The sequence below is a fragment of the Sphingobium sp. V4 genome, from assembly GCF_029590555.1.
Lineage (GTDB): Bacteria > Pseudomonadota > Alphaproteobacteria > Sphingomonadales > Sphingomonadaceae > Sphingobium.
This window is the reverse complement of record NZ_CP081001.1, coordinates 1,582,725-1,599,116: the sequence shown is the minus strand read 5'-3', so window position 1 is coordinate 1,599,116 and position 16,392 is coordinate 1,582,725. Positions and strand designations below refer to the sequence as shown.

General features: G+C 64.8%; 14 protein-coding genes. 6 read left to right on the top strand and 8 right to left on the bottom strand.

Going from position 1 to position 16,392, the window contains the following annotated elements; translation table 11 throughout:
• Positions 1–57 precede the first annotated feature (57 nt).
• The 5 genes from K3M67_RS08070 (at position 58) to alaS (ending at position 7,246) form a co-directional block, all read left to right on the top strand.
• Positions 58–2,172, top strand: coding sequence for a malate synthase G (locus tag K3M67_RS08070; protein ID WP_285832872.1), 2,115 nt, complete (start codon positions 58–60; stop codon positions 2,170–2,172).
• A 171-nt stretch (positions 2,173–2,343) separates the two neighbouring features.
• Complete coding sequence (locus tag K3M67_RS08065; RefSeq protein ID WP_066859154.1) at positions 2,344–2,970, top strand: glutathione S-transferase family protein; 627 nt, start codon at positions 2,344–2,346, stop codon at positions 2,968–2,970.
• A complete protein-coding gene (locus tag K3M67_RS08060) occupies positions 2,957–4,216 on the top strand; it encodes a M24 family metallopeptidase (RefSeq protein WP_285832871.1) in 1,260 nt (419 codons plus the stop codon). The genes K3M67_RS08065 and K3M67_RS08060 overlap by 14 nt, the downstream gene beginning before the upstream one ends.
• 10 nt (positions 4,217–4,226) lie before the next feature.
• Complete coding sequence (locus K3M67_RS08055; protein WP_285832870.1) at positions 4,227–4,511, top strand: barstar family protein; 285 nt, start codon at positions 4,227–4,229, stop codon at positions 4,509–4,511.
• A 68-nt stretch (positions 4,512–4,579) separates the two neighbouring features.
• Positions 4,580–7,246, top strand: coding sequence for an alanine--tRNA ligase (gene alaS, locus K3M67_RS08050; protein WP_285832869.1), 2,667 nt, complete (start codon positions 4,580–4,582; stop codon positions 7,244–7,246).
• Positions 7,247–7,301: 55 nt separating this feature from the next.
• Here alaS and K3M67_RS08045 read toward each other — a convergent pair whose 3' ends face one another.
• The 7 genes from K3M67_RS08045 to cyoA are packed head-to-tail and all read right to left on the bottom strand — an operon-like array spanning position 7,302 to position 14,029.
• Positions 7,302–7,835, bottom strand: coding sequence for a response regulator transcription factor (locus tag K3M67_RS08045; protein WP_066859158.1), 534 nt, complete (start codon positions 7,833–7,835; stop codon positions 7,302–7,304).
• Positions 7,825–9,150, bottom strand: coding sequence for an ATP-binding protein (locus K3M67_RS08040; RefSeq protein ID WP_285832868.1), 1,326 nt, complete (start codon positions 9,148–9,150; stop codon positions 7,825–7,827). Before K3M67_RS08040 ends, K3M67_RS08045 begins: the two co-directional genes overlap by 11 nt.
• On the bottom strand, positions 9,147–9,866 hold the full coding sequence (locus tag K3M67_RS08035) for an SURF1 family protein (protein WP_285832867.1): 720 nt from the start codon (positions 9,864–9,866) through the stop codon (positions 9,147–9,149). The genes K3M67_RS08040 and K3M67_RS08035 overlap by 4 nt, the downstream gene beginning before the upstream one ends.
• Positions 9,863–10,279, bottom strand: coding sequence for a cytochrome o ubiquinol oxidase subunit IV (gene cyoD, locus K3M67_RS08030; RefSeq protein WP_066859161.1), 417 nt, complete (start codon positions 10,277–10,279; stop codon positions 9,863–9,865). The genes K3M67_RS08035 and cyoD overlap by 4 nt, the downstream gene beginning before the upstream one ends.
• Complete coding sequence (cyoC, locus tag K3M67_RS08025) at positions 10,276–10,878, bottom strand: cytochrome o ubiquinol oxidase subunit III (RefSeq protein WP_232313762.1); 603 nt, start codon at positions 10,876–10,878, stop codon at positions 10,276–10,278. The genes cyoD and cyoC overlap by 4 nt, the downstream gene beginning before the upstream one ends.
• A gap of 29 nt (positions 10,879–10,907) precedes the next feature.
• Entirely contained in the window at positions 10,908–12,908 is a 2,001-nt protein-coding gene (cyoB, locus tag K3M67_RS08020) for a cytochrome o ubiquinol oxidase subunit I (protein WP_285832866.1), read from the bottom strand.
• A gap of 5 nt (positions 12,909–12,913) precedes the next feature.
• The gene (gene cyoA / locus K3M67_RS08015; protein ID WP_285832865.1) at positions 12,914–14,029 is read right to left on the bottom strand and encodes a ubiquinol oxidase subunit II; all 1,116 of its coding nucleotides are present in this window, start codon (positions 14,027–14,029) and stop codon (positions 12,914–12,916) included.
• Between the two features lie 187 nt (positions 14,030–14,216).
• Here cyoA and K3M67_RS08010 point away from each other — a divergent pair, with 187 nt between their 5' ends.
• A complete protein-coding gene (locus tag K3M67_RS08010) occupies positions 14,217–15,548 on the top strand; it encodes an MFS transporter (RefSeq protein WP_066859165.1) in 1,332 nt (443 codons plus the stop codon).
• Here the strand turns inward: K3M67_RS08010 and K3M67_RS08005 are convergent.
• Positions 15,545–16,390: a glycosyltransferase family 2 protein gene (locus tag K3M67_RS08005; protein ID WP_285832864.1), complete on the bottom strand. Its 846-nt coding sequence runs from the start codon at positions 16,388–16,390 to the stop codon at positions 15,545–15,547. The genes K3M67_RS08010 and K3M67_RS08005 overlap by 4 nt on opposite strands.
• Positions 16,391–16,392: the final 2 nt, after the last annotated feature.

The window sequence follows — 16,392 nt, the reverse complement described above, 5'->3', positions numbered from 1 at the left end:
TTATCGTCGTCCCTGCGCAGGCGGGAACGACGAACAGGAAATGTGCAGGAGAAGATGATGACCGACCGCATGATCGACAAAGCCGGCCTCCAGGTCGCCGAGCAATTGGCCGATTTCATCGACAGCCGCGCGCTACCCGGTACTGGCATCGCGCCCGACGCCTTCTGGGCCGGCGCCGCCGCCATCTTCGCCCGCTTCGCTCCCGAAAACGCGGCCCTGCTACGCAAGCGCGATACGCTTCAGGCGCAGATCGACAGCTGGCACGAACAGCGCAAGGGTCAGCCGCATGACGGCCAGGCCTATCAGGCCTTCCTGCGTGGGATCGGCTATCTCGTCCCTGAACCCGCGCCCTTCACCATTGGCAGCGAGAATGTCGACGATGAAGTCGCCCGCATGGCCGGGCCGCAGCTGGTCGTCCCCATCCTCAACGCCCGCTTCCTGCTGAACGCCGCCAATGCGCGCTGGGGCAGCCTCTATGACGCGCTCTACGGCACCGACGCCATTCCCGGCGCGGCGGCGGGAAATGGTTATGACGCCGCCCGCGGCGCACAGGTCATCGCCTGGGCCAAGGTCTTCCTCGACGATGCGATCCCGCTGGCGACCGGCAGTTGGGCTGACCTGTCGAGCGACGACATCATCCTCGCCGATCCGTTGCAGTTCGTGGGCACCAGCGCCAAGGGCAAGCTGTTCCGTCATAACGGCCTGCATATCGAAGTCGTCTTCGATCCTACCCACCCGATCGGTGCGACCGACCCGGCGGGCATCGCCGACGTCATCCTCGAATCCGCCCTGACCGCCATCTGTGACCTTGAAGACTCGGTCGCGGCCGTCGATGCGCAGGACAAGGTCGCGGCCTACGCCAACTGGCTGGGCCTGATGCAGGGCGACCTGACCGACACGTTCGAGAAGGGTGGCAGGATGATGACCCGCGCCCTCAACCCCGACCGCGCCTACGCCGCGCCGGACGGCGGCAGCTTCACCCTGCCGGGCCGCAGCCTGTTGTTCGTCCGCAATGTCGGGCATCTGATGACCAACCCGGCCATCCGTCTGCCCGATGGCGACGAAGCGCCCGAAGGCATATTGGACGGCATCGTCACCAGCCTGATCGCCATGCATGATCTGGCGCGCGACGGCGGCAACAGCCGCGCGGGCAGCGTCTATATCGTCAAGCCCAAGATGCACGGGCCGGAGGAAGCCGCCTTCACCAACCGCCTGTTCGACGCGATCGAGGACATGCTGGGCCTCGCCCGCCACACGATCAAGGTCGGCGTCATGGACGAAGAACGCCGCACCTCGGCCAATCTCGCCGCCTGCATCCATGCCGTCCGCGACCGCATCGTCTTCATCAACACGGGTTTCCTCGACCGCACCGGGGACGAGATGCACACGTCGATGCAGGCCGGGCCGATGATCCCCAAGGGCGAGATGAAGACGAGCGACTGGATCGCCGCCTATGAAGATCGCAACGTCCAGATCGGCCTCGCCTGCGGCCTGTCGGGCCGGGCGCAGATCGGCAAGGGCATGTGGGCCGCGCCCGATCGCATGGCCGACATGCTGGAGCAGAAGGTCGGCCACCCCCGGAGCGGCGCCAACACCGCCTGGGTGCCTTCGCCCACCGCCGCGACGCTGCACGCGACCCATTATCACCGCATCGACGTTTTCGCCCGTCAGGCGGAGCGCACGGCGGAGGGTGTCGCGCCGCTCGACAAGCTGCTGACCATCCCGGTCGCGGTCGGCCGCAACTTCTCCGAGGAGGAAATCGCGCAGGAACTGGACAACAATGCGCAGGGCATATTGGGTTATGTCGTCCGCTGGGTCGACCAGGGCGTCGGCTGCTCCAAGGTGCCCGACATCCACGACATCGGCCTGATGGAGGACCGCGCGACCTTGCGCATCTCCTCGCAGCATATGGCCAACTGGCTGCTGCACGGCATCTGCACGCCCGATCAGGTCGACGCCGCGCTGGCCCGCATGGCCGCCAAGGTCGACGCCCAGAATGAAGGCGATCCGCTCTACCAGCCGATGAGCGGCCGGGAAGGGGAGAGCCTCGCCTATCAGGCCGCCCGTGCCTTGGTGTTCGAGGGCGTCGAGCAGCCCAGCGGCTACACCGAACCCCTCCTCCACGCCTTCCGCGCGAAGCAGAAGGCGCAAGGGGCATTGGTCGACGCCTGAAAATAAGCACGTTCATCCCGGCTCAGGCGGGGATCCATCTCCAAAGCCATCCTCCTGCGCGAGGTCGGGAGAAGGATTCCCGCCTGCGCGGGGATGACGGGGCCTGGCTTGAACTTGGCAACCCTTCCATGCTGCGTTACGCCCTGACCGGCGCGCAGCAAGGGAGCCGCCATGACGATCATCGTCCATCATTTGAACAACAGCCGGTCGCAACGCATCCTCTGGCTGCTGGAGGAACTGGGCGAACCCTATCAAGTCCGCCGCTACGAACGCGACGCCAAGACGATGCGCGCGCCCGCAGAATTGCGCGCCATCCACGCGCTCGGTCGCTCCCCGGTGGTGGAGGTGGACGGCCATCGCCTGATCGAAACCGGCGCGATCATGGAGCATCTGGTCGCCCGCGCCGGCAACCGCTTCGGCCCGCCTGCCGATACGGAAAGCGCGATCCGCTACCGCCAATATATGCACTATGCCGAAGGATCGATGATGCCGCCGCTGCTGGCGCTGCTCATCATCGGCAAGCTCGGCCTGCTCGGTCGCCCCGCGCGGCCCACGGTGCAGAAGATGCTGGACGATCATCTCGACTGGCTCGAAACCGAACTGGCGTCGCGCCCCTATTTCGCGGGTGACGCCTTCACCGCCGCCGACATGATGATGAGCTTCCCGCTGGAGGCGTCCCGCGCGCGTGGCGGCCTGAGCGAATCGCGCCCTAACATCATCCGCTGGCTGGACGAGATGCACGCCCGACCCGCCTATCAGGCCGCCCTCAAGACCGGAGGCGCATATGCCTACGCCTGACCGCCGCACCTTGCTGCGCTATGCCGCCGCCGGGATCGCCACGTCGCTCGTCGCCCCGCGTCTCTTCGCGCAGGAAAAAGCCACCGAGGCGCTGAAATCCCTCACTGGCGCTGTCGCCCCGATCGGCAAGGCCGAGCGCGCAGACCGACTCGCCCGCGCGCAAACGGCGATGCAGGCGGCGGGCATCGACGCGCTGTTGATCGAACCGGGTGCCAGCCTCATTTATTATAGCGGCATCCGCTGGCACCGCAGCGAACGTCTGACCGCCGCCGTTATCCCGGCCAGCGGTGCGCCGCTCATCGTCTGCCCCTTTTTCGAGAAACCGTCGATCGACGAATCGCTCGCTATCCCGGCCGAGGTGCGCGTCTGGCAGGAGCATGAAAGTCCCTATGCCCCGATCGCCGACTTCCTGACCGCAAAGGGTTTGGTGAAGGGCCGCATCGGCATCGAGGAAACCGTCCGCTATTTCGCGGTCGATGGCCTGCACGCCGCGTTGCCTGCCGCGACTTTGGTGAAAGACCCCGTCACCCGCGCGATCCGTATGCGCAAGACCGCCGCCGAAATCGCGCTTATGCAGGCTGCCGCCGACGTCACCATGGCCGCCTATCGCTGGACCTACCCGCAGGTGAAGCCCGGCATGACCCCCGCCGACATCGGTGCGCTGATGAGCGCCGCGACGAAGCAACTGGGCGGCAAAGTCGAATTCAACCTGATCCTGCTCGGCGAAGCCGCCGCCTATCCGCATGGATCGGGCAAGCCGCAGGCGGTGCGCGCGGGCGAGGTCGTGCTGATGGACTGCGGCTGCACGGTCGAGGATTATCAGTCCGACATCAGCCGTACCTTCGTCCATGGCGCCGCGCCCACCGCGCAGCAGCGCAAGGTCTGGAACGACGTGTCGCAGGGCCAGATGATCGCCATCGAGGCGGCAAGGCTGGGCGTCCCGGCGGGATCAGTCGATGATGCCGTGCGCCGCTGGTACGAAACACAGGGCTACGGCCCCGGCTATGCGCTCCCCGGTCTGTCCCACCGCACCGGCCACGGCATCGGCATGGAGGGGCATGAGCCGGTCAACCTCGTCCATGGCGAAGCCACGAAGCTGGACGTCGGCATGTGCTTTTCCAACGAACCGGGTCTCTATCTGCCAGGCGTGATGGGCGTCCGCATGGAGGATTGTTTCCACATGACCCCGCAGGGACCGGCATGGTTCTCGAAACCGCCGGTGTCGATTGAAGAGCCCATCGGATAAACATGGTAAGATGAGGTTGATTGAACTCGATGCGTGCGGCTGGACAAAGCCATTGGACTTCTATCTGGCCTTGTTGCCAAAACTGGGAGCACCCGACTGGCATGGCCTTAATTTAGACGCGCTATACGACAGCCTGTTGGGTGACATTAACGCCGTCGAGCCGCCCTTTTGTGTGACGATAAGAAATATCGACCGCCTGCCGGCCGAGATGTCCGATTTTTTGGCGCAGGCGGCAACCATGTTCGCCGATGCGCGACATGACTATGGTGTGGAGGTCACGCTACAACTAATCTGAAGAGTGATGTTGCACCGCGACCAAATCCCCCGCTTGTGCGGCGGGCCGCTTCCCACTAAATCGCGCGCATGACCTCGACCAACGACATTCGCCGCTCCTTCCTCGACTATTTCGGGGCCAACGGCCACACCATCGTTCCGTCCGCCCCGCTGGTGCCGCACAACGACCCGACTTTGATGTTCGTGAATGCGGGCATGGTGCCGTTCAAGAATGTCTTTACGGGTCTGGAAACGCGCCCTTACAAGACCGCGACGTCGAGCCAGAAGTCGGTCCGCGCCGGTGGCAAGCATAATGATCTCGACAATGTCGGCTATACCGCGCGCCATCATACCTTCTTTGAAATGCTGGGGAATTTCAGCTTCGGCGACTATTTCAAGGAACAGGCGATCACCCATGCCTGGACCCTGCTGACCAAGGAATGGGGGCTGCCCGCCGACAAGCTGACCGCGACCGTCTATCACACGGACGACGAGGCGTTCGACCTGTGGAAGAAGATCGCCGGCCTGCCCGAAGAGCGCATCATCCGCATCCCGACCAAGGATAATTTCTGGGCGATGGGCGACAGCGGCCCCTGCGGTCCCTGCTCGGAAATCTTCTACGACCATGGCGACCATATCTGGGGCGGCCCTCCGGGTAGCCCGGAAGAGGATGGCGACCGGTTCGTCGAGATATGGAACCTCGTCTTCATGCAATATGAGCAGGAAGCGAACGAGATCGTCAGCGAACTGCCCAAGCCCTCGATCGACACCGGCATGGGGCTGGAGCGCATCGCCGCCGTGCTTCAGGGCGTTCACGACAATTATGATACCGACACGTTCAAGGCGCTGATCGCCGAGAGCGGCGCGCTCAGCAAGACCGCGACCGACGGCGAGCACAAGGCCAGCCATCGCGTCATCGCCGACCATTTGCGTTCGACCAGCTTCCTGATCGCGGACGGCGTGCTGCCTGCGAACGAAGGCCGTGGCTATGTCCTGCGCCGGATCATGCGCCGCGCCATGCGGCACGCCCATATCATCGGGGCGAAAGACCCGCTGATGTATCGTCTGGTTTCGAGCCTCGTCTCCGAAATGGGCGGCGCCTATCCCGAACTGGTCCGCGCCCAGCCGCTGATCGAGGAAACCCTGCTGCGCGAGGAAACCCGTTTCCGCAAGACGCTGGAAAACGGCCTGCGTCTGCTCGACGAAGCGACCGGCGACCTTGGCGAAGGCGGCACGCTGCCCGGCGAGACCGCGTTCAAGCTCTACGACACCTATGGCTTCCCCTATGACCTGACCGAGGACGCGCTGCGCTCGCGCGGCCTGACCGTCGATCGCGCCGGTTTCGACAGCGCCATGGCCGAACAGAAGGCCGCCGCGCGCGCCGCCTGGAAGGGATCGGGCGAAAAGGCGTCGGACGAAATCTGGTTCGACATCGCTGAAAAGGCCGGCAATACCGAGTTCATCGGCTATTCCTCGACCGAGGGCGAGGGCGAGGTGCTGGCGATCGTCAAGGACGGTGTGAACTTCGACAGCGCGAGCGCTGGCGACACCGTCACCATCGTCACCAACCAGACGCCTTTCTATGGCGAAAGCGGCGGCCAGATGGGCGACGCGGGCGTCATCACGTCGCAAGCCGGCCTGTCCGCGAAGGTCGAGGATACGTCCAAGCCGCTCGGTCGACTCCACGCCCATCGCGCGACGATCGAGGCGGGCAGCGTCAAGATCGGCGACACCGTCCACCTGGTCGTGGATGTGGAGCGTCGCGATCGCGTCCGCGCCAATCACAGCGCCACCCATCTGATGCACGCCGCTCTCCGCAAGGAACTGGGCGCGCATGTCACGCAGAAGGGCAGCCTGGTCGCGCCCGATCGCCTGCGCTTCGACTTCTCGCACCCCGAAGCCCTCACCCCGGCGCAGATCGCCGCGATCGAGGCCGATGTGAACGCGCAAATTCGTCACAATGAAGAGGTCACGACCCGCCTCATGACGCCCGATGACGCCATCGCGGCCGGCGCCATGGCGCTGTTCGGCGAGAAATATGGCGACGAGGTCCGCGTCCTGTCCATGGGGCGTCCGGGCGTTGGGGGCGACGAACAAAGCTATTCGGTCGAACTGTGCGGCGGCACCCATGTCCGCGCGACCGGGGACATCGCCCTGTTCAAGATCGTCTCGGAAAGCGCCGTCTCCTCGGGCGTCCGCCGGATCGAGGCACTGACCGGCGAGGCCGCGCGCCTGTGGCTGAGCGAGCGCGACGAGAAGCTGCGCCAGACCGCTGCCGCGCTCAAGACCACGCCCGAAGACGTGCCCGCGCGCATCGCCGCGCTGGTCGAACAGAGCCGCAAGCTGGAACGCGACCTCGCCGACGCGAAGAAGGCGCTGGCGCTCGGTGGCGGCGGGTCCGCCCAGGCGGCCGGTCCGGAGAAGGTCGGCAGCATCGACTTTCTCGGCCAGGTCATCGACGGGCTCGACCCCAAGGAACTGCGCGGCATCGTCGATCAGAACAAGGCGACGCTGGGCAGCGGCGTATCGGCCGTGCTCGCCGTGGTGGAAGGCCGCGCCACCATCGCGGTGGGCGTGACCGACGACCTCAAGGGGCAGGTCAGCGCCGTCGATCTCGTCCGCGCGGGCGTGGAAGCGCTGGGCGGGAAGGGCGGCGGCGGCCGCCCCGACATGGCGCAGGGTGGTGGCCCCGATGGCGACAAGGCGCAGGCTGCGCTCGACGCGGTCAAGGCTGCGCTCGCCAGCGTCCCGGCCTGACGCCTGCATCCGCCTCTCCCTGCTTCGGCGGGGAGGCGGCTCCATGACGTGATCCTCAGCCGACCTGCCGCTTCGCCAGCTTGCGGGCCAGGGTGCGCCGGTGCATCCCCAGCCGCCGCGCGGCCTCGGAAATGTTGAAGTCGCTGTCCTTCAGCACTTCGTGGATATGTTCCCACTCCAGCGTCTTGATCGAAGTCGGGCGCGGCGCGAGCGGCGCGTCCGGATTCCCGCCCGACCGCGCGAATGCCGCCTCGATGTCGTCCGTGTTGGACGGCTTGGCCAGATAGTTGGTCGCGCCCAGCTTGATGGCTTCCACGGCGGTCGCGATGCTGGCGAACCCGGTCAGCACGACGATCAGCATTGCGGGATCATGGGCGTGCAGCGCCTGCACGCAAGCCAGCCCGGATTGCGGCCCCAGCTTCAGGTCCACGACGGCAAAGCCCGGCCGCTGCGTGGCGAGCAGGCGGTGGACCGCTTCCAGGCTGTCGGCCAGCAGCACTTCATAGCCGCGCCGCTCGAAGGAGCGCTTGAGCGTCTTGGCGAAAGCGTCATCATCCTCGACGATCAACAACTGCCTTTCAGTCGCCAAAGCCTGTCTCCTCCAGGGCCAGTGTCGCCAGCGGCAGGCGAAGCAGGATCATCGCGCCGCCTTCCGTGCCATTGCTGGCGTCGACCCTTCCGCCCAGCTTGCGCACCACATTGACCACCAGGAACAGGCCAAGCCCGCCGCCCTGCTTGCCCTTGCTCGACCGGTATGGCTTGCCGACATCGGCGAGCATGTCATCGCTGAAACCGGGGCCATTGTCGCGCACGGCGATATGCAGCCACTGGCTGTCCCGGCTGACCATCATGTTGATATAGGTCGCGCCTGCCTCGCGCGCATTGTCGAGCAGGTTGGTCACGGCCTGGCGGATCACCGGATCGGCGACGATCCGGGGGTAATCATGGGGACCAAAGTCGCAACGCAGCGCCATGCCCGGATTGGCGCCGCGCCAGTCGCGCGCGATGATGTCGATGAAGTCGCGGACATTGGTCACTTCCGGCGCCTCGCCGCGCGCCTCGCCGGCGGACATAAGGATGCCGCTCAATATCGCCTTGCAGCGCTTGACCGCCGTCTCCATCTCGCCGACCTCCTCCACCAGCGCGGGGTGGCGATTGATTTCGGGCATGTGCCGCCAATCCCCCAGCACGACGGCCAGTTGGGCGAGGGGCGTGCCCAATTCATGCGCGGCGCCCGACGCCAGCAATCCCATCCGCACGATATGCTCTTCCTCCGCCGCCTGCTGGCGCAGCCGCGCGAGATAGGCTTCACGCACTTGGAGATTCTGGTTGATGCGGGTCATGAACAGGACCAGCAGCACCGCGATCATGGTGAAGCAGATCCAGGTGCCGACGATGTGGAGGTCGAACAGCCGCCCCTCCAGCGCGTCGCTCAGGTTGAGCGGACGGTAGGCGAAGCCAAGGCCTGCCGCACAGAGCGACGACACGGTGACGATCCCCCAGGCGCTCCACCGATGGAGCAGCATGGCCCCCAGCGCCACCTGCACCAGATAGAGCGACACGAATGGATTGGTCGCCCCGCCGCTCAGGTACAGCAGGGTCGTGAGCGCGATGACATCGAACAGCAGCGCCAGGAACAGCTCGGCATGGCTGATGTCGGTGCGGCCGCGCAGCACCATCAGGCTGCCCAGGTTCATGGCGATGGCGATGCAGGGAACCACTAGCATCGGCAGCAGCGGCAGGCGGATGCCCATGCCATGATGGACGATCAGGATGGTCGCGATCTGCCCGGCGATGGCGATCCAGCGAAGCTGGACGAGAAGCGCCATATTCTTGCGGCCGGCCGCGTCGGCGGGCCACTGGCTGGGCAACCAGCGCGCGCGGTTCGGCGCCTTGGCGCTCATCCCCGGCCGTCTTTTCCTGTCTGGCGCATGACGAGAATATAGGCGCCCAGGGTCATCGCCGCCAGTACGAACCAGGTGATCGCATATTGCAGATGATTGTTGGGGAAGGACACGACCGTCAGCCCGCCGACCGGGAAGCCGGCGGAGGAGGGGCGCGCTTCGGCATCGATGAAATAGTTGGCGACCGTGCCGATGTCCCGCGCCCGTGCGATGGCGTCCACATCCCTTGAATACCATCTGTCGGCAGCGGGATCATTGTCGCGCAGGAAGCCGCCGCCCGGCTCGGTCAGCCGCAGCAGTCCGGCGATCCGCACGGTCCCTTGCGGACGGTCATAGGCCGTCTTGCGATCGGGTACGAAGCCGCGGTTGATGAGGATGATCGTGCCGTCCTGACGGCGCAGCGGGGTGAGCACCCAATAGCCGGCGCCCCGGACGGTGGAGGCCTGCGCCAACGCGGCCTTATCATGGAGGAAGACGCCGCTCGTGGCGACGCGCCGATATTCGTCGTCGCGACGCGCGCGGTCGGGCGCCGCTACGGGCGCGGCATGGATACGGGCGTCGACGCGGGCGATCAGGTCGCGCTTCCAGCCCAGACGCTGGACCTGCCAGGCGCCGAGCGCGCAGAAGCCGGAAAAAAGAAGGAGGGCGATCAGCGTCAGGCCGATCAGGAACGCCGGGGAGCGCCGGCGGCGCCCCCCGGTTTGCGCCGTTGTCACGGCATCTCGCTCATATGCTGCATGGCGTTCATGTCGGCATGGGGCATCATGTTGGCGTTCAGATGATACATGACCCACATCGAACCCGACAGGGTGATGACGACCAGCACGATGGTCAGCATCATGGCCATGAACGACCAGCCGCCTTCGACGCGGGTGTTCATGTGCAGGAAGTAGATCATGTGGACCACCACCTGCACGGCGGCGAAGGCCATGATGATGAAGCCGGTCAGCTGCGGATTGCCGAGCGTGCCCGACATCACCAGCCAGAAGGGGATGGCGGTCAGGATCACCGACAGGCCGAACCCGATCATGTAGCTGCCATAGCTGCCATGCGCGCCTTCATCATGATGCCCATGGGCGTGGTCGTCATGATGCCCGTGGCTTTCGTGGCTGTGGACGGCATCGCTCATCGCAGCATTCCCATCAGATAGACAAAGGTGAAGACGCCGATCCAGATGACGTCGAGGAAGTGCCAGAACATGCTGAGGCACATCAGGCGGCGCTTATTGGCGGGGATCAGGCCTTTTTTCGCGACCTGCACCATCAGCGTGATCAGCCAGATCGAACCGAAGGTGACGTGCAGGCCGTGGGTGCCGACCAGGGTGAAGAAGGCCGACAGGAAAGCCGAACGCCACGGGCCCGCACCCTCATGGATCAGGTGCGAGAATTCGTAGAGTTCGATGAACAGGAACGCTCCGCCGAACAGCAAGGTGACGAGCAGCCAGCCCTGGGTGGCGCTGACCCTGTTCTTTTCCATCGCCAGCATGGCGAAGCCGTAGGTGATCGAAGAGAAGAGCAGCATCGCGGTGTTGAGCGCGATGAGGTTCAGGTCGAACAGATCCTTCGGCCCCGGCCCGCCGGCGAAATTGCCGCCGAGCACGGCATAGGTGGCGAAGAGGATGGCGAAGATGAGGCAGTCGCTCATCAGGTACATCCAGAAGCCCAGCATGGTGCTGTGGCCTTCATGGAGGTGCGGTTCCTCGGGCAGATGATAGGCCCGAGGTTCCATGGTGGTCGCAGTTGCGCTGCTCATGATGGTCAGACTCCCGCCGCGAGGATGCGCGTGCGCTCTTCCTCGGTGCGCGTGACGACATCCGCCGGGATGTAGAAGTCGCGCTTGTAGTTGAAGGTGTGGCCGATGGCGACCGCGATCAGACCCAGGAAGCTGAGGCCGGCGAGCCACCAGATATACCAGATCAGCGCGAAGCCGCAGAGCGTGGCGAGGGCGGCCAGGATGACGCCGGCACCGGTGCTGCTGGGCATGTGGATCGCCTGATAGCCGGTCAGCGGACGCTGATAGCCGTTCTTCTTCATGTCCGCCCAGCTGTCGGCGTCATAGACGACCGGCGTGAAGGCGAAATTATACTCCGGCGGGGGCGAGCTGGTCGCCCATTCCAGCGTGCGGCCATCCCAGGGATCGCCCTCCACCTTCAGCTCGTCGCGCTTCCAGATGGAGACGGCGAACTGCACCAGCATTGCACCGATGCCGGCCGCGACGATCGCGGCGCCGATCGCGGCGATGACGAACCAGATCTGCAAAGACGGATCGTCGAACACGCGCATCCGGCGGGTCACGCCCATCAGCCCCATGATGTAGAGCGGGGTGAAGGCCAGCCAGAAGCCGATGTTCCAGCACCAGAAGGACACATGGCCCCAGAACTGGTTGAGCTTGAAGCCGAACGCCTTGGGCCACCAGTAGTTGATCGCGGCGAACAGGCCGAACAGCACGCCGCCGATGATGACGTTGTGGAAGTGCGCGATCAGGAACAGCGAATTGTGCAGCACGAAGTCCGCAGGCGGCACCGCCAGCAGCACGCCGGTCATGCCGCCGACCGTGAAGGTCAGCATGAACGCCACCGTCCACATCATCGGCAGTTCGAAGCGGACGCGGCCGCGATACATGGTGAACAGCCAGTTGAACAGCTTGGCGCCCGTCGGGATCGAGATGATCATCGTCGTGATGCCGAAGAAGCTGTTGACGCTGGCGCCCGATCCCATGGTGAAGAAGTGGTGCAGCCACACCAGGTAGGACAGCACCATGATGGTGCAGGTGGCGTAGACCATCGACGTGTAGCCGAACAGGCGCTTGCCGCAGAAGGTGGAGACGACTTCAGAGAAGACGCCGAACAGCGGCAGGATGAGGATATAGACTTCCGGGTGGCCCCAGATCCAGATCAGGTTCACGTACATCATCGGGTTGCCGCCGAAGTCGTTCGTGAAGAAGTTGGTGCCGGCATAACGGTCGAGCGACAGCAGGACCAGCGTGGCGGTCAGGATCGGGAAGGAGGCGACGATCAGGACGTTCGCGCACAGCGAGGTCCAGGTGAAGACCGGCATCTTCATGAGCGACATGCCCGGCGCGCGCATCTTCACGATGGTCGCGATCAGGTTGATGCCCGACAATGTCGTGCCGACGCCTGCCACCTGCAACGCCCAGATATAATAATCGACACCCGTGGCCGGGCTATAGTCGATCCCCGACAGCGGCGGATAGGCGAGCCAGCCGGTCTGGGCGAACTCGCCCAAGAACAGCGAAGCCATCACCAGCACCGCGCCGCCCGTCGTCATCCAGAAGGAAAAATTGTTGAGGAACGGGAAGCTGACGTCGCGCGCGCCGATCTGCAACGGGACGATATAGTTCATCAGGCCGGTGATGAACGGCATCGCCACGAAGAAGATCATGATCACGCCATGGGCGGTGAACACCTGGTCATAATGGTGGGCGTTCAGATAGCCCTCCGACCCGCCAAAAGCCAAAGCCTGTTGCAGGCGCATCATGATGGCATCGGCAAAGCCGCGCAGGAACATGATGAGGCCCAGCACCATGTACATGATGCCGATCTTCTTGTGATCGACGCTGGTGAACCACTCCTTCCAGAGATAGCCCCAGAGCTTGAAATAGGTCAGCGCCGCGACCAGCGCCGCGCCGCCCAGCACCACCGCGCAGAATGTCGCGACGACGATGGGCTCATGCCATGGGAAGCTGTCCCATGTCAGACGACCGAAGATCATCTGTGCTGTTGTCATTGTGCCAGTCATGGGCCTTACCGATGCTGCGCGTGCGCGTCAGCGCCGCTGTGAGAGGAGTGATCGGCCGGAGCCTTTTGAGCGCCGGGCGCGTCGGGGGCGGTCTGCTTGCCTTCGTTGCGCTCCGTCTGGTCGATCACATGGCTGTTGGGGAAGTCATACTGGAGACCGTGCGTCTCCTTCGCCGCTTCCTTGCCCGCGCCGCCCATCTGGTCGATGTGCATCAGCTCGCTCATGCAGCGCTGGCCGGGCTTGGGGCAAAGGTTCACGACCGCGTCGAACAGCTTGGGATCGGCGGCGGTGAAATAGGCCACCGGCGCCTTTTCGCTGGGCTTGGCCAGGGTCAGATAGACGTTGCGGTCTAGCGCCGCGCCGCTGGCCTTCACCTTGGCGACCCAGGCGTCGAAACCGGCCTGATCCAGCGCCTTGTACCCGAAGCGCATGTGGGTGAAGCCCGCGCCCGAATAGTTGGCGGAAAAGCCGGTGCCGGACACCGCCTTGTTGGCGACGGCGTGCAGCTGCGTCTTCATGCCGGGCATGGCGTAGATCTGGCCGGCCAGTTCGGGGACGTAGAAGCTGTTCATGACGGTCGATGCCGTGATGTCGAAGCGGACCGGGACATTGGTCGGCAGCGCCAGCTCATTGACCGTCGCAACCCCCAGTTCCGGGTAGATGAACAGCCATTTCCAGTCGAGCGCGACGACCTGCACCGTCAGCGGCTTGACCTTCGGGTCGATCGCGGTCTTCGCGTCGATCCGGTCGAGCGGGCGATAGGGGTCCAGCTTGTGGGTGCTGACCCAGGTCAGCGCGCCCAGCGCGATGATAATCAGCAGCGGCGCCGACCAGATCAGCAGCTCCAGCTTGGTGCTGTGATCCCAGTCCGGATCATAGTCCTTCTGGGTCGCCTCGTTCGTGGCGCGATAGCGCACCGCGAACCAGACGACCATCGCCATGACGGGGACGACGATCAGCAGCATCAGCGCGGTCGAGATCAGGATCAGATCGCGCTGCTGCACTGCAATATCGCCCGACGGGTTCATCACGACCCAGTTGCAGCCCGCCAGCGGCGCCGCAAGGATCGGAGCGGACCAGCGCAGGAGCCTGATCCGGTGGGGGGAGGGAGCGGTAGACATGGCGCGCGACTAGCGGGTCCGCACGGAGTCGGCCAGTGGGCAATTTGTCCAATTGTGTGCGGCCGCAAAAAATGTTTTGGGTGTGGGATACTGCTTAGACTCTGTGGGTTTTCTGTTATGTTGCCATTCTCTGGCCGTCGGAAGACTTGAAACAGGCGCCGCCGGCCCAGCTAGGGAGCGGATGCTTATGAGTTCTGGGGCCATTGCCTTCACCTCCACGCAACTTGAGGATGACGCGCGGAAGATCAACGCGCGCGACCATTCGATTGCGCCGGGGGATATCTCGATCGGGGTGATTATCGGTCGCACCTCCGAATTTTTCGATTTCTTCGTCTACGCCATCGCTTCGGTGATCGTGTTTCCCAGTTTGGTCTTTCCCTATGTGGATGCGCTGACCGGCACCCTTTATTCCTTCGCCATCTTCGCGGTGGCGTTCATCACCCGGCCGATCGGCTCGCTGATCTTCATGGCCATCGACCGACGCTACGGCCGTGGCACCAAATTGACGATCGCCCTGTTCCTGCTGGGCGGATCGACCGCCTCGATCGCCTTCATGCCCGGCTATGCGACGATCGGCCATTATGCGGCCGTGGTGCTGCTCATCCTGCGCGCCGCGCAGGGGATCGCGCTCGGCGGCACTTGGGACGGCCTCGCATCGCTCCTTTCGCTCAACGCACCGCAGCATCAGCGCGGCTGGTACGCCATGGTGCCGCAACTCGGCGCGCCGCTGGCGCTGCTGGTGGCGAGCGGACTGTTTGCCTTCTTCCTGCTCAACATGACGGAGGCGGACTTTCTCGACTGGGGCTGGCGCTATCCCTTCTTCGTCGCCTTTGCGATCAACGTCGTGGCGCTCTTCGCCCGTCTGCGGATCGTGGTCACGCATGAATTCGAACGGCTGTTCGAGCAGCGGGATCTGCAACCCTCGCCAGTCCTGCCCACGGTGAAGGCGGAAGGACGCAACATCATCATCGGCGCCTTCGCCCCGCTGGCCAGCTTCGCGCTGTTCCACATGGTGACGGTGTTCCCGCTCAGCTGGGTCGCGCTTTACACCGACCAGCCGCTCGAACGCTTCCTCATCATCGAAATGATCGGGGCGTCGGTCGGCCTGCTCGCCATCGTCGTGTCTGGCTTCATCGCGGACCAGATCGGCCGCCGTTCGCTCCTCGCATGGTCGGCGCTCGGCATCGCGATCTTCAGCGTCATGGCGCCGCTGCTGCTCAACGGTGGGGAACTGGGCGAGGTCGCCTTCATGATCCTCGGCTTCATGCTGCTTGGCCTCGCTTTCGGTCAGTCGTCGGGCGTGGTGGCGTCCAACTTCGCCACGGAGGCGCGCTACACCGGATCGGCGCTCACCTCCGACCTTGCCTGGCTGGTTGGCGCAGGCTTCGCCCCGCTGGTGGCGCTGCTGCTGTCGGTGAAGTTCGGCCTGGCCGCCTCGGGCATCTATCTTCTGTCTGGCGCGGTGGCGACGATGGTCGCGCTCTACGTCAACAAGGAACTGGCCGGCCGCGACCGTTAAGCGGCGGCCCGCATCCGCTCGAGCGCCTTGCGGTCGAACCATCCGGTCAGGCCGGGGCGCGGGCGGAAGCGGGGCAGCCAGTCCGCATAGAGACTATCCAGACGCGCGGGGAGGCCGACCGGCCCCTCGCGCGTCATGATGTCCGACACGATCCGGTTCTGGAAGAAGCGGACCGAATAATTGATGAGCCGCTTATACTGCATCGCCCAGGTCGATGGGCGGGCGAGGCTCACCTGCTCCGCCAGAAATCCCGCCCCATCGCAGGCCAGCACCCGGTCATGCACCCAATGGCTGTCATCCCTGAGGTCGGTATGCGCCCATGCCGCGATCATCCCGTCATCGCCGATCAGGTCATCGGGCAGCCGCAGCGCGCGCGCGCGGATCGCCGTGACGAAACGGCCCGACAGCGCATAAAGATCGCCGAACAGGCCGCCCTCGGCGCGCAGCCCCGCGCGATAGGCCTCCACCATCCGCCCGTTCATCGGCATTCCGGCGGCGGCATTGGCGGCGGGATGGGCGGCCAGGTCGGCTACCAGCGCGTCGATCGAACCCGCTGCAATCTCGGCGTCACCGTCCATGAAGATCACCGCGTCATCATCCCCGGTCAGCAGTTCGTGGACGCAATGATTCCAGGTGCGTGACTTGCCGCCCTGCGCGATGTCATGGACGATCACGTTCGTGCGTCCGCCCGCCGCAGCCCTGGCCCGCTCGACCGTGGCGTCTGTAGTGCCGTTCACCAGCACATGAAACAGCGTGCCTGGCCGGTCCAGCGGCAGCGAGGCGAGGCAGCCGGCGATCCGGCGCTCCTCCTGATGGGCGAAGATGGCGACCGTGACGGTCATCG